Consider the following 14077-nt stretch of genomic DNA (forward strand, 5'->3'; position numbering starts at 1 on the left):
TACGTGTTCGGCGCACAATTGGCGGTACTCTTCTCGGTTCGAGGCATCGTTACGCTGGTCTGCTTGCTCGCGATCAGCCTGCTCATCTGGTTCGGCGGTCCTTATCTCGTCGTGTCCGAGCAACGTCCGCTCGACCAGATGACCGTTCGGGCCGCCGCGATCGTGAGCCTTTTCTTCGTGGTCGTGCTCGTCACGCTTGCCCGTTACTGGCTGGCGCGTCGCACTAACCGACGCATCATCAAGTCACTGATGGCGAGCGAGGGCCTGATCGGGCATGCCGACAACAGCCGGGAGGAAGTCGAACTCATTCGCAGGCGTTTCGAGGACGCACTGAAGGTCCTGCGTGATACGGTCTTCGCGGGCAAGCGCGGACCAAATTATCTGTTCGAGTTGCCCTGGTACATCATCATTGGCCCACCGGGCGCGGGCAAAACGACGATTTTTCGCAACTCCGGGCTCGAGTTTCCGCTCTCCCGGCAGCTTGGCGTCGAGCCGGTCGCGGGCATCGGCGGCACACGAAACTGCGATTGGTGGTTCGCAGAAGATGCAGTCTTGATCGACACGGCAAGCCGTTACACGACGCAGGACAAGGATGCCGAGGCCGACCGTGCGGCCTGGCGCGGCTTTCTCGATCTTCTCCTGACACATCGGCGGCGGCGGCCCATCAACGGTATCCTGGTTGCGGTCAGCTTGGCCGATCTCTTGTCGCCGGACGAGCCGGTGAGGCGGCGGCACACCGAGGCCATCCGTTCGCGGATACAGGAGCTGCTGAAGACGTTTCGGATGCGCATTCCGGTTTATTTGCTGGTGAACAAATGCGATATGGTGCCTGGCTTTACCGAATATTTCGACGATCTCGACCAGCAAGGCCGTGCCCAAGTCTGGGGCAAGACGTTTCCTCTCGGGCCGTGCAATCGTATCGGCGACGCCGTGAGTCTGGAGATGCAGGAGCTTGCGGAGCGGCTTGAGGCGAGACTGGCCCTTCGCATGCACGATGAACGTGATCTCAACCGGCGGGGACTCATGTATGCGTTTCCGAAGGAGTTCTGGGGTATCCGGAGCGCAATCGCCGGCTTCGTTGGTGAGGTCTTCCGATCGCGCCGCTTCGAAGTAGAGCCGATGCTGCGTGGCGTCTACTTTACGAGCGGCACACAGGAGGGAGAGCCGATCGATCGCGTGATCGATGCGATTGGTCGGAACTTTGGTTTGCGGTTGCCCCGGCGCATGCCGACTGTTGGGCCGGGGACGGGGTTCTTTATCAAGCAGCTGCTGACCGAAGTGATCTTTGCCGAGCAGGGACTGGTCGGCCGCAATTTAAAACTTGAGCGCCGGCTCGCGCTGGTACATGGCGGCGGGCATATCATGGCGATGGTGCTGACGGTGGCTGCCTTCACTGTGTGGTATAGTGCCTTCACTCGCAATGAGGCGCGTATCGACCAAACCAGAGCGACTGCGCAGATTGCAGAGGCGCGCCTCCTGGAGACGCGCGGGCCGCTCGACCTTAAGGCCGTCCTGCCAACACTCAATGCAGCGCACCGGCTACGACTGGCGGCTGGGGAAGACAGTTGGTTCGCCTGGCTTGATGGTCTCGGCATCTCGGCGACTCCTGTGCTCGCGCCAGCTGCCCAAAATGCCTACGACCGCATTCTGCTCAATCGCCTGCTGCCGGTTTTCGCGGGCAGGCTCGCCATCCGCATCGATGCCCTGTTGCGCGCCGGCAACGACGCTTTGCTGGATCAGGTCAAGCAGGTGTTCCGTACCTATTGGATGCTGAGCGATCCCGGACATTTCGACCGCGGCGAAGTCGAGCACGCTGCGCGCAATGAAGTCGCGCACACGTTTGCGCTCGACCCGACGTCGGCGGGCGAGCTGAACCAGCATTTTGCGCGACTTATCGAGTTGCTGCCGAAGCCCATCAGTGTCGACCAGCAATTCGTGGGAACGGTACGCTCCCGGCTGAGCAAGCGTCCGGTCGTCGAGCAGGTCTACGCCCGCCTCCTCCGCGAAGGCGCGCAGAACACGCGCCTGCGGCCGATCGATTTGATTGGTCTGATGGGCTCAGGCCAGCTTGAGATCACCCAGATGCCCGCCTTGCAGATTGCCTTTCCCGCCATTGACGAACAGGAACCGGTTGGCAATGCTGCCATGATCCCGGGGATCTTCACGCGCGAGGGTTTCCTCAATTTCGTGCTGCCGAACCTGCCGCTCATCGCCCGAGCAGAGCAGAACGCCGACTGGCTACTCGCTGGCGCCCCGATCGACACGGCAGATATTCAACAGATCGCTCTCAAAGTCATGGATCGGTATGTCAACGATTATATCCGTGTTTGGTCAAATGCCCTGAGCAGTATCCACGTTGTCAAGTTTGACGATTTGCAACGCGGCTCAGCGATCATGCGCGGATTGGCCGGTTCTCAAAGCACGCTCCAGCAGGTCGTTTCGCTCGTGCGCGACAATTCGAATTTGCTGCCGCCAGGGGAGCAGACCTTGGCCAAGGCCGGAGATCCTGGCACCATCGCCGGGCCTTCCTCGGCGGCCGTCAGTCATGCCGCGGGTGCTCTGTTCCGTGCTGCGTTTGGCGACGCACCTTGGCCGGGAACGCGGATCACCGAAGCGTTCCGGCCTCTGGCCCAACTGGCCACAGACGGGGCGTCTGGACAGTCGACGGGCATGGATCATATCCGTGGTCTCTTCGGCGGTCTTTATGCGGCGATGGCCAACATCGTGGCAGCACCGGATCCGAACCAGGCCGCGTTTCAGCTCGTTCAGCGACGCGCCAAGGATCCGAATAACGATGCTTTCGGTGCCCTGCGCGCCGACTCGGCGCTGCGACCGGAGCCGATCCGCACCATCATGAACGAGACGGCCCTTCAGACGTGGAGCTCCTTGCTCAAGCGGGCGCACGACCATGTCGATACGGTTTGGACGCACGAAGTGATCCCGGTCTGCCAGGGCATCATTTTTCAGCGCTATCCAGTGTTTGAATTGGCAAGCGAAGACATGAGCCTCAAGGATTTCGGTGATTTCTTCCGTCCCGGCGGCATCGTCGATGACTTTTCTCAGAAATACCTTTCGCCGCTTGTCGTCGACCGTCGGACCGGCCTTGCACCGGCGACCATCGATGGCGCAGATGCACCAATCCGCGCGGATGCATTGATACAATTTCAGCGCGCGCGCCAGATCCGCAATGCTTTCTTCGGCAGCCCCGGGTTCGCACCGGCAGTGAAGTTCAGCATCAAGCCAGTCTACCTCAGCCCCAAATTGATGGGCGCGACGTTCGTCCTGGACGGCAAGGAAATCGCCTATCGTCACGAGGCGCCGCGTGCCTACGAGTTCGAATGGCCGACCCGAAGCGATGCAAGTATCGCTTCCATTACGCTTACCGCGGCGGATAAAACCGAGGAGAGGATCGAACGCTCCGGCCCCTGGGCACTGTTCCGGCTCCTCGACGCGTCACAACTGGCCTCAGGTGGCGCTTCGGATCGGTTTGCCATGACGATCGGTAAGCCGGATGGGACCAGCGTGACCTACGAGCTGCGCGCGGCAAGTGTGAGCAATCCGTTCAGCTTGAGTGTCCTTCGTTCGTTCCGGTGCCCGGATAGCCTATGACCAGCGGGCGTCGGCGTTCGTTTCTGTATCTGCGGGAAGAGTCCGGCCAATGGCGCCTCGTTGCACCGAGGCATCAGCGGCTCAACCTATCCTTGGAGGCGCCCCATCAGACGCAAGGCGATCGCAGGCCGTCGGGCTACAAGCAAAGCTCGCAATTGCGTTTTGAAATCGATGCCGCGAGCTCGGCGCTCCGCCTACTTTGGGCTTGCACCAGGGGAACAACCGGTGATGTCCGTGCAATCGTTGCCCGCTCGAGCGAGGATCCACTTTGAACGCGTCCTCGTTGGGGTCGGTCGCGCCCCTGGGATACCTGCTCGGTGGCCGTTTCGACCTGGTGGACGTGATCGGCGTCGGCGGCATCAGCACCGTCTATCGCGCGATCGATCGGATCGGTCTGTGGGCGCGCGAACCAAATCCCGAAGTTGCAGTGAAGGTCATCCGACAGCACCCGACCATGCGCCAGGAATTGGTCGAGCTGCTGCATCGCGAGGCGCGTCTCTTGCGTAAGGTCGTACACCGGAATTTGGTGCGCATTTATGACTCCGACTACGACGGCAAGTACCATTACCAGGTGATGGAGCTCCTCGAGGGCCGCTCGCTAGCCCAGATCCTGATTGAACATCAGGGTCGTCCACTCTCACCCGCTGCTTCCTTTCGTATCATCGGCGCTGCAGGGCAGGGGCTCGCCCATATGCACCGTTTCGGAATGGTCCATGGCGACCTGAAACCGGGAAACATCTTCATGACGTCAAGCGGAGCAGTCAAAATTCTGGACTTTGGTGCGGTGCTTGCGCGCGAGGAGACGACGCGAAGCGATAGGGCCGCGGCAGTGTCCGATCAGATCGCTCTTATGACCCCCGCCTATGCATCGCCAGAGATGCTGATGGGCGAACCGCGTGCGGAAAGCGATGATGTCTATTCTCTTGCTGTGGTGGCCTATCTGGTGCTGACCGGCACGCATCCATATGCGCGACGGCCGGCTGATGAGGCGCTCTACGAGAATCTGACACCCGCGCCGCCTTCGACCATTTCAACGGCGCAATGGCGGGCACTCGCCTCGGGTCTTGCCCTCAACCGCCGCGACCGAATCCAGACGGTCGATGAGTTTGTCCAGGGTCTGACCCGGCCGCCTTGGTTTTACCGCGTGTGGGGCGGTGCGCGCCATGCGGCTGTCGTAAAGCGTGTAAGGAGGCAAGATACTATGTGATCATTTCCAATGCTTGGAAATTGCGAGCACACGCTTGCCGTCTCTGATGGCAGCTCGCTCGGCGGTAACAGACACGAGCTTCTTGGCTCTGCAAGCGTTTCGAGGTGGTGTACCGATGGCCGAATATAATCTCAGCATGAGTCTGGACATTCTCAGTAAGCCAGAGCTCGAGCTCGACGTGCAAGGCTTCGAAGGCACAGAGTGCATTTCGCTGCCATTCAGCTATCAGGTTTATGCCACGACATCGAGCAATGCAGATATCGGCTCAATGATCGGTGAACGCGCCAGGCTGACGGTCAAAACCGCATGCGGGCGATGGATCGCCTCGGGCCTCTGCGCCCTGGTAGAGGAACTGGACCCAACAATAACCGAACTTCGGGTGCTTCAGTTCGTTTTACGCCCGCGCTTCTCGGTCACCGAACTCTCCGTAGCTAGCCGCGTTTACGGCCCTGGCCAGCCGGTCGGCGTGGATGACATCGTCAAGCAGGAGCTGAACAGGGCAGCCATCAGCATTCCGGCGGAGTTCAATCTGGATAGCTACCCAAAGCGAAATTACGTCGCGCAGTACAATGAAAGTGATTTCAATTTCATTTCGCGCCTTTGCGAACGGAACGGAATTTTCTATTTTTTCAAGCAGGAAGACGACGGTGAGACCGTCGTCTTTGGTGACAAGAACCTGGCATTTCCCAAGGTCCAATTCGGCGCCAGCGCGGCCATCCTGTATTCGCACCAACGCGACCGCGGCACGTCCCGCCGTGTCGACGAAAGCGCAATTCTGTCAGTCCGGCAACGCCGCGTTCTCTCGACAAAGACGATCAAGCTCCGCGATTACAACGAAACGGTGCCTTCCGTCATATCCGTGGATGAAGAGGTCGGGCAAGGTGGCGGCTTCTTGGGGCAGGCCGAACGGTTCGGCGGGCATTTTGCTTCCGAAGGAGAAGCGATCACGCTTGCCAAGATTCGTGCGGAGCAAATTGGCGCTAGTCAAACGATGTACATCGCCCATAGCGATGCGCCGCAGCTCCGCGCAGGACGCATTTTCGCACTGCAGGGCCATCCGCGGTTCGATGGCGAATATCTGGTCGTCGCGGCAGATCACTCGGCCTACCGGCCGGCGCCGACCGGGTTCAACGCGTTGCCGCGGGACGGGCGCGCCTACTACAACATGGTCCACTGCATCCGGTCGGACGTACCTTACCGTCCAGTCGCTATGACGCCTGTGCCGCCGGGCGTCGGCCTCTACAGCGCCAAGATCGATGGAGAGGCGTGGAATGAGCGGGCCGAAATCGACGACCAAGGCCGTTACAAGCTGCAGTTTACGTTCGCCGACGACACGGCGTCGAAAGGACTTGGCAGCGACTACGTCAGAAAGCTCGAGCCTTATGTTGGCCCGAGTGAAACCGGGCTCCATTTTCCCCTGGTCGCCGGAACGGAAGTTCTTGTCGGCTACATGAACGGCGATATTGACCGGCCGGTGGTGGTCGGCGCGGTGCACAATCCCGATATGAAGGGAGTAGTGACCTCCGAGACACATTTGTTTAATCGCATCAAGTCGCAGTCAGGCGCCTCTATCGAGATATTCGATGGGTCTGTGTGATTTCTTCATCTCGTAGCGATTTATGACTGTCTGGCGACCCGCGACCCGCGAGATCGATCCGTTAGAAGAAGCGGTCGCCAATGCAGCGCGCACAACCATCCTGCCAACCCCGACGATTAACGTTCCGCCGCCGTCGTCCGATGGCATTCGCTCACAACTGCTTCGCGACGGACGCGAATTGCGCCTGCTGCTATCTACGCAGTATCTAACGCTGCAGCAACGAGGTCCTCGTACAGTGGTTATCTACGCAGTGCGGGGCAATGCAGTCGTCGACAAACGCATCGGTTATCGGGTGACGGGGCAGGCTGTGCTCGACGTTGCCACGCGTGCGTTTCTCGATGTCGAGTGTCGACTTGAGTCAGCAGGCTCTGTCATGCTGTGAGGGATCGCTGTACTTGCGCAGAGAACCTAGCGGGGACGGTGCGCCGGAATCTGCGCAGCGTTCTTTGACCGGCATATCCAAAAGATTGGTAAATACAAACGATCTCTGTGCCGACGACATTTGGCACGGATGTTGCGATGTCTGTCGCGTCAGTTCGTGCTGGCACATATCAGACAATGGAGGCAAAAGTGGCGCTTGAAGCTTACATAACGATCAAAGGCAAGAAGCAGGGCGACATCTCCAAAGATGCGTCCAAGCCTGATAGCATCGGGCAAGTCGCCAAGAGCGACGCCGACAACCAGTCAAAGATCACCGTCGTTGCCTTCACCAGTGGAATCATTGTCCCACGCGATATGACGAGTGGTGTCGCCACCGGTGCGCGCAATCATCAGCCGGTGGTCTTCACCAAGTTCTTCGATCGTGCCTCGCCGCTGCTCTGGCAGGCGCTGGCCACCAACGAGGTGCTTGAAGAGGTGGTGTGCGAGTTCTACCGCGCCGACCCAGGCGGGATGCCGAAGCCGCAAAACTTCTTCAAGACGACCTGGAAGGACGCGACCTTGATCGAAGGCAAGGCTTCTCTGCCACTGACGATCAACCCGCAGAACAACTTCTTCCAAAACATGGAAGACTGGTCGTTCACCTACAAAGAAGTGAAATGGGAACACGTTCCCGGAAGTACCACCGGCGAAGACAAGTGGTGAACGACTTCGGTCCCCAGGCCGCTGTGTGGCGGCGGCGATAGCTTTGTGAGTTCCAGCTCCGCTCGTGCTCCGCCCTTTTGGGGGCGTCTTTGCCGCGCCATGGCTGGGGACAGCAAAGGACGAACGCGGCGATAGCCGCGGTCGATCTCGAGTCGTTGCTTGCGCGGCTTAATGTCTGTAGCCAGGGGTAGCCTCGCTTCGGGGAGCGTTTGGTATGGCCGGTGATTTCGGACTCGGGGTGCGGCACGCATGGCAAGGCTCCGCGGCTGATTTCATCATCGCTGACGAAGAGGCATCGTCGGACTATGGCCATTTCGATTCTCTTCAATCGAAACTGACAGGCTTTGTGAGTGAGGTGAGCGCAGTTCCGTTCCGGCAGCTGATGCGGCTATTGCGCGGAACGGCAACTGTTCGCGCGCGAACGACAGTTGACCGTGTCCTGCTTCTGACGGCGGTTCTGTTCGACTTGGAACGCGGGACGCCGTCTGGCGTGTGCGAGGCGCTTCAAGCTTAACAATTTCGGTAGATCTCGTTTGCGCGGCCCTTGCTTTTGAGATGTTCCCAAAGTGGTTGGGCGCGGAGGACATCCTTGAGTCGGAGATGGACTATGACGGACAGTCCGCCGCACAAGAAGCAAAGCAGGGCCGTCCGACAGGTCTTCTGACCAACATGAGGCGCTCGACCTCGAGATTGACGCTGCACTTATTTCCCACTTCGAACGGAAGCCAAAAAGGGGCGACCTCGCCGGAAATCATGTGCGATGGGCGGCAAGGTCCAGCAGATGGATTTGCAAGACCGGAAGGTCACCAAAGGCGCTTAACCAACTGAATGCCGATGTGTAGGCCTCTACCAAGGAGCGACGGGCTCTTTGGGGAGGAGGTTCTTACGCTCGAAAGAGCGTTGACCCGCCCACGGCCTGGTAGTCGCGTAGCCGATTCGAAGAGCTGAGTTGCACCATCCGACACGCCTCCGAGCCCCACCTGCACCCACCATCGCAAGGGGGCGGTCGGTCCTCAAGGACGCTTCGTGCCGCGCCGCGGTCGCCTGCGGCCATCCTTGACCGCCGAACGCGCCTTGCACCGAGCAAGGCAGGTCGAGACGGCTGCGCCTGTGTTGCGTGAGATGATTTAGATCAGGTATCTGTTGGCCATTGTTGCGCGAACGGCTGTGATTCCGGGACGTGTGCGATGCGCGCTCCCGCTGACTCGCCCGGTTCGAGTTTGATTTGTGGGACAAGGATAATGTTATTGCCGCTTCGCGGATTGTTTCCGGTCACGACCCCATTCGCCGGATCCAACTGCGCGGTGTAGGGCTGGCCGAAGATGTACATATGTGTCGACTGGAACGGCGTCGTCGGCAGAAGGCCGTTTTTCGTCAGTTCGGCGATCAGGATGTCCGGGGCCGCTTGGCGGCCATGCTGCCAGCCCAAGTCAACAAGATGTCCATACTCCGCCACGGGCCTCCCTCCGCCGAAACCCGAGGACGGGAGCTCCACGAGCGACTGGGCAGGCACCTGGGCCGAGCTGCGCTGCGGAGTGTCTACCCCGGCGGAGGAATCCGCTTGCTCGAGGATGAAGCTCCGAAGCTTTGTCAGCGCGGGTCGGATCGATGGGTCACTGGACGAGACCTTGAATTGATCAGCATCCTCCAACAGCTCATCGCGGTGAAGTCGGCGTGCGATCGGCGTCTTGTCGTTGTCAAAGAGCCAGTCACTGAACCGACGCAGCGCCGTTGCGTACACGCGGACACTCGCCGACTTCATATTCAAGTCTGTTGTTGCCCCGTATTTGTCAATAAGATCGTCGTCCTCGTCGTATTTTGCCTTCCTTAGACCGCCACTCACGGTTTTCCGTGGCGCGGCTTCCGTAAGCCATTTCACCGCCCTTTTGAGGGTAGCAACGGCGTCGGGGTCAACTTTTTGACTTACCGCATAGGCCTGCGCATCGTCATGCAGCTGATCGAGCTGACCGGCCATTTCCGGCTTACCAGTCTGGCGACGCCAGGCGGAGAATTTCTTGAGCTCGCCTATCTGTTGCGCCACGACGCCTTGGCTCCGGCCAGCCGTATTGGCTTGGCTTCCGAAGTCGGAAATAAGCCACTCATCCGGAAGGGGCGCATTCAGATCCAAGTCCAAACCGCGATTGCTCGACTCGGATGGCAACGATCCGAGACTGCCGATGGCGAAGGACGACACGGCCGCGGTTGAAGACGATGCCCCGGTGATTTGCTGCGAACTGCCCTCACCGGTGTGCCCCCCTGCTGGCTCACGATGTTGTTCCCGAAGCAGCGCCAATGCGGGGCAGATCGCGCTGTTCTGGAATTCACGCTTGAACTGTTCTGCATCGTCCGTAAGCCCATCATGGAAAAGTCGGCTAGTCATGGGCTCCTTCTTGCCCTTCTTGAGCCAGTTACTGAACCTGCGAAGAACACCTGGGTACCCGACGTATCTCATCGGATGCAGACGCATAAGTGTTTCCCCAAAATCGGAGATCAGCGCATCGTCCGCATCAGGGAGCTTGTTCGGAGGGTTTTGCTTTTGCTTTTTAGCCTGCGGATTGCCCGTCATAATCCCACTCCGATGCGGCAAGGAGGCACTCAGGCTCACTCAGGGTTGCATCTTGATAGCAAGGGCCGTGCCAGCGTTGTCCGGCCTGTTCAAGGGGCTTGTCGCGGCAGCCAATGAACGCCAGACCTCTCCTACGCGCCGATCGCTTGAAACCTTCGGACCGCCCATAAGCGGCGCGTTAGATCTCGCTGTCGCGATCTGGGTATCTGACATGCGCGGCGTCGAGATCAGGAAAGACGGCAAGTGCGTGAAGCTGAATGCAAACAGGGGCCTGGTCTTGCAGATAAAGGGCGAGCGCACGGCGAGTTCGAGAGCGAGTGACCGGCGCGCAGGATACCTTCTATGTCGGCAACACGAAGGGCGTTCGGCAGATCTATCAGCAGACCTTTCATGGACTACAGTAAGGTGGCGTTTGCCAAGCTGTATGACCGCAAGGCGCCGGTCGTTACCCGGCGCCAATCTCCAGGATGAGCGGGAGCGCGCTAGGGGGCTTCTGCCGGGCCAGCCTGTCCGCGGCACTCTCTCATGTCGGAGTTAGGCGTTTGGCGAATGTCTGCAGCACGCAAATCGAAAATGGTGACCTCCGGTTACGCTCTGGACGGCGCAAGCCGCTCAATCGATCGCGTGCGCGTGCAATAGCGCGGCGAGCCGGCGCCGACCTTCGTCGATCACCCCGGACCAATTCCCGAGCCCTTCCTGCACGACGACTTCGAACGATGGGTACCAGAGCGGCTTTCCGCTGCCCTGGGCCCAGTACCAAGGGTAGCCGTTTGGCACGAAGACAACGCCGGGAACTCCGAGCGAACCGGCAATATGGACTGCGAAGCTGTCGGGTCCAATCACCGCGTCGAGATTGGCGATCGCTGCAATCAATTCCGCTGGGCTGTCGATATGCACACCAGCATCAATAGGGCGGCTCCATCGCTTCATGTTGTGCCGTTGCGCGTCGGTCATCAGACTGATCGGCGTGATGGAGTGGGGAAGCGTAGCGGCGATCTGTTCCATGGTTAGACCGAGAACACCACCGTCCCACACGATGCCGACCAATGGTCTTGCAAATCTGGCCAGAGCGTCTCGCCATTTGGCGAATAACCCCGAATCGGGTCGCAGATAAGGGATGCCATCGGCAATGTTGTGCGCATCGATCGCCAGTATACGCAGTAACGATTGCAGCGGGGTGGTGGAGAGTCCAGACTTTGGCTCCTCTGAAATGACCTGCTCAGCTAGGCTGGTGAGAACTGCCCTGTAATGTGGCTCCGCAACGACTCGCACACCTTGCTGGCTCGCCAGCCGACCCACAAGACGAACGAGCGCCACGAATTCGAGCATGCAAGTCGTCGGCGGTACAAAAACCAAAGTCACAAGGGCCAAGGCGACCGGCTCGGGCGTCGGGAAGCGACCGAGCGTCAGTTCAAGGGTCGTCTTCAAACAGCTTGCCGTTTCATCGTCAGGGCAGGCGTGCGCGACGTGGCTGGCAAGCGTGAGGGCGTCATTGAACCGGCCGACAAACTGCAGGGTGCGCGCCAGAACAAGCGCGGCGGAAAGATCTGATTTGTGGGTGCGTACGAACTGCGTGAGCTCCGTAATGCCCCGATCCACCTCACCGTTTGCGATCGTGACGCGGGCCAGGATTTCGCGCGCGCCAAGAAGGGTCGGCGCATAGGCAAGCAACTTCTTGCAAGCGGCTTCCGCTTGCAGCCAGAGTCCAGTCGCGGCGCGGCAATAGGCCAGATGCAGAAGCCCGGCCGTATCGAGCGGGGCCCGCAAATGGGCGCGTTCCGCAAAACTCAGCGCTTCGTCGAAGCGGCTCTGTTCGAGCAAGAGCACCGACATGTTGCGCAGCGTATCGGGATCGTCCGGGGTAAGTTCCAGGGCGCGAAGCAAGGCCGCCTCGGCCGATGGGTAGTCGCGCAAGGCGAGATCGATGGCTCCAAGTTGGAGGAAGGCGCGCGCATTGGCAGGCTCGTGCTTTAGAGCGCCTTGCGTGATCGCGCGGGCTTGCGTAATGTCGCCGCGGCACAGCAAAGCATGAGCGAGCGCGAGCTTGATGTCTTCGTTGTGCGGGACGAGTGCCGACGCGCGTTCCAGACAGATCACCGCCTCGTCGAAGCGGCCGAGCAATTCGTGGGCGATGCCGAGATTAGTAACGAGGCCGGAGTGCTCAGGATAGAGGGTTGCCGCTTCCGCCAGCATCTCGAACGCAAACTCGGTCCGCCGCCGCGCGAGCGCCAGCGTCGCCTTTACGTTGAGTATGTCAGGATCGTTGGCTACGATACGGATATCGTTCAGTAGCGCCTCTGCCTCATCGAGACGGTTGGTTGCAATGAACTCCTGCGCCGTTCTAAGGCGGTCTTGCCAGGTTGGAGCCGGAAAGCCGGTGGTCAGCATGCGCGCTATGCAACCGTCACACGTTTGCCGTCGAGGCGGAGGTCCTCGGTCACGGCAATGACCCTACTGTGAGCCGTCTCGGAGGCAATGCCGTTCACTTTAATCACCTGGGTTTCGGTCTGAAGCGAGTCGATACGGTCGATGATAGCGATACGCTCGACTGCCTTTACGGTAAGCGAATCCGCGCTCGCTTCCTGGATGCGCGTCACGCTGCGGAAACGGTCCGCAATCAACGTGTAAAGCCTGCCGATCCAGCTGGCCCTGTCCGCGAACACGGCAAACAGCTTAGTCCGCAGATCGATAGTGTCGGCGCGCAGGGACATTCGCTGACGGCCGGCGATAGCGATGGTGTCGCCCTCAATCGATAGATTGCCACCTGCGGGCAAAGCGAGGGTCCCGCAACTTGACCTCGGCCGCTCGAGCACAGCCAGAATGAAGACCTGCCTCGCATCGCTGAAGATTAGCACGAGGTCCTGAGGAATCGGTCGTACCAGACAGCCGAAAGCTACCACCGCCGTATGACGAGCGCCGGCGACTTCCACCACCGACGCTGTGCCATTGTCATCGATTGCCACGATACGGGCAGTGTGATGCCCAGGATCAAGCAGGCGCTCGGTTGGCGCCAAGAGCTCAGCGTTGGTGCGGAAGGCCACTGTCATATTCTCACTCCTGCTGGCTACAGGTACAGCAGCGTACGCCAGTTTTGGGTGTTATACCGGCCGGTTGCGCTTTCGACCTCGCATACTCTGTCGACAACCTGGTGCTGATCGGAGCTCATTTGACCGATTTGCACTTGTGCGTCTGCTACTTGCACGCGCGTTTCGCACCACGTGCCGTCGAGCTTGACCCTTTTCACGTCAGCATCGTCTACCACCTTGAGATAGGTCTCCTTGACATAACGGATATCAGAATCAGCGACCTGTACGTTGTATCCACCGATGATCCTGGTCATGTTGCCTGTCACCTTGTTGAATTCGTTGCCGATCGTGAGCCTATTTGCAAAGAAGTACCTGATCGAGCAGTTGCCGCCACAGCTGATTGAAAGATTGTAGCCAAGGTTGACGGAAATCGCCCCGCCGAGGGACGCCGCCACACTGAGGCCCACAGCCGCGGTAACGTTTGCGCCTTGAACGCAGGTCACTCTGGCACCGTTGTAGATTTCCATAGCCGAGCCGTTTGTGGTCCGTGTCGAGTTGCCGTGAGTGGTCTCCGACACGTCGCCCTTGGTGGTCTGCTCGTAATGCGAGGCGGTCAAGCTGATGTTGCCCGCGGTTCCGTCGGCACCGGCGCTGATCGATACGTCGTTCTGGGCCGAGATCTCATAGGCGCCGTTTAGGACCTTATATTTGGCGTCGCCGTTCCTGACCTCGGTCGTGTGGCCGCGCCCGATTCTCATGAGCGAAGCGCCCTCAGCGGTTACCTGGAAGTCCCTCTGGGTGAAGGCAAGTATGCCAGCGTGGTCGCTTTCATGCTTGGTCGAATTGTTGTCGCTGGTTGAGATGAGGTCGGTAACAATCTCCTCCTCGCCGACCGAATAAGCGCCGAGCCGCAGATAGCTCGAGCTCGTCAGGGGAGAGTTTGGTGTTTCTGGGACGAAAAATCGGGCATAGGCATTCGACATAATCGG

The 14077-nt window shown here is 59.7% G+C and carries 10 protein-coding genes and 1 pseudogene; 7 read left to right on the top strand and 4 right to left on the bottom strand.

Annotation, left to right across the window (positions count from 1 at the left end; all coding sequences use genetic code 11):
• The first annotated feature begins 3 nt into the window (after positions 1-3).
• The 6 genes from tssM to NLM33_RS35950 all read left to right on the top strand — a co-directional run bounded on the left by tssM (position 4) and on the right by NLM33_RS35950 (position 8010).
• Positions 4-3609: a type VI secretion system membrane subunit TssM gene (tssM, locus tag NLM33_RS35925; protein ID WP_254103205.1), complete on the top strand. Its 3606-nt coding sequence runs from the start codon at positions 4-6 to the stop codon at positions 3607-3609.
• 268 nt (positions 3610-3877) lie between these two features.
• A complete protein-coding gene (locus tag NLM33_RS35930; RefSeq protein ID WP_254103207.1) occupies positions 3878-4816 on the top strand; it encodes a serine/threonine-protein kinase in 939 nt (312 codons plus the stop codon).
• 115 nt (positions 4817-4931) lie between these two features.
• Complete coding sequence (locus NLM33_RS35935; protein WP_254103208.1) at positions 4932-6413, top strand: type VI secretion system Vgr family protein; 1482 nt, start codon at positions 4932-4934, stop codon at positions 6411-6413.
• Between the two features lie 22 nt (positions 6414-6435).
• Complete coding sequence (locus NLM33_RS35940) at positions 6436-6795, top strand: hypothetical protein (RefSeq protein ID WP_254103209.1); 360 nt, start codon at positions 6436-6438, stop codon at positions 6793-6795.
• Between the two features lie 188 nt (positions 6796-6983).
• Positions 6984-7496 carry an Hcp family type VI secretion system effector gene (locus tag NLM33_RS35945; protein ID WP_254103210.1) on the top strand — a complete coding sequence of 171 codons (513 nt, stop codon included), beginning with the start codon at positions 6984-6986 and terminating at the stop codon, positions 7494-7496.
• 214 nt (positions 7497-7710) lie between these two features.
• Complete coding sequence (locus tag NLM33_RS35950) at positions 7711-8010, top strand: hypothetical protein (protein WP_254103211.1); 300 nt, start codon at positions 7711-7713, stop codon at positions 8008-8010.
• Between the two features lie 618 nt (positions 8011-8628).
• Here the strand turns inward: NLM33_RS35950 and NLM33_RS35955 are convergent.
• Positions 8629-10062: a hypothetical protein gene (locus NLM33_RS35955; RefSeq protein WP_254103212.1), complete on the bottom strand. Its 1434-nt coding sequence runs from the start codon at positions 10060-10062 to the stop codon at positions 8629-8631.
• 323 nt (positions 10063-10385) lie between these two features.
• On the opposite strand from NLM33_RS35955, the pseudogene NLM33_RS35960 reads away from it, so the two are divergent.
• Positions 10386-10506, top strand: a pseudogene (locus tag NLM33_RS35960) (IS481 family transposase); the annotation flags it as partial.
• A 168-nt stretch (positions 10507-10674) separates the two neighbouring features.
• Here the strand turns inward: NLM33_RS35960 and NLM33_RS35965 are convergent.
• The 3 genes from NLM33_RS35965 to NLM33_RS35975 are packed head-to-tail and all read right to left on the bottom strand — an operon-like array spanning position 10675 to position 14071.
• Positions 10675-12450 carry a lipopolysaccharide assembly protein LapB gene (locus NLM33_RS35965; protein WP_254103213.1) on the bottom strand — a complete coding sequence of 592 codons (1776 nt, stop codon included), beginning with the start codon at positions 12448-12450 and terminating at the stop codon, positions 10675-10677.
• Positions 12451-12455: 5 nt separating this feature from the next.
• Positions 12456-13109 (bottom strand): DUF3540 domain-containing protein, encoded by a 654-nt coding sequence (locus tag NLM33_RS35970; protein ID WP_254103214.1) that lies wholly within the window; start codon positions 13107-13109, stop codon positions 12456-12458.
• 17 nt (positions 13110-13126) lie between these two features.
• Complete coding sequence (locus tag NLM33_RS35975; protein ID WP_254103215.1) at positions 13127-14071, bottom strand: hypothetical protein; 945 nt, start codon at positions 14069-14071, stop codon at positions 13127-13129.
• Positions 14072-14077: the final 6 nt, after the last annotated feature.

The organism is Bradyrhizobium sp. CCGUVB1N3, assembly GCF_024199925.1.
Taxonomy (GTDB): Bacteria; Pseudomonadota; Alphaproteobacteria; order Rhizobiales; family Xanthobacteraceae; genus Bradyrhizobium.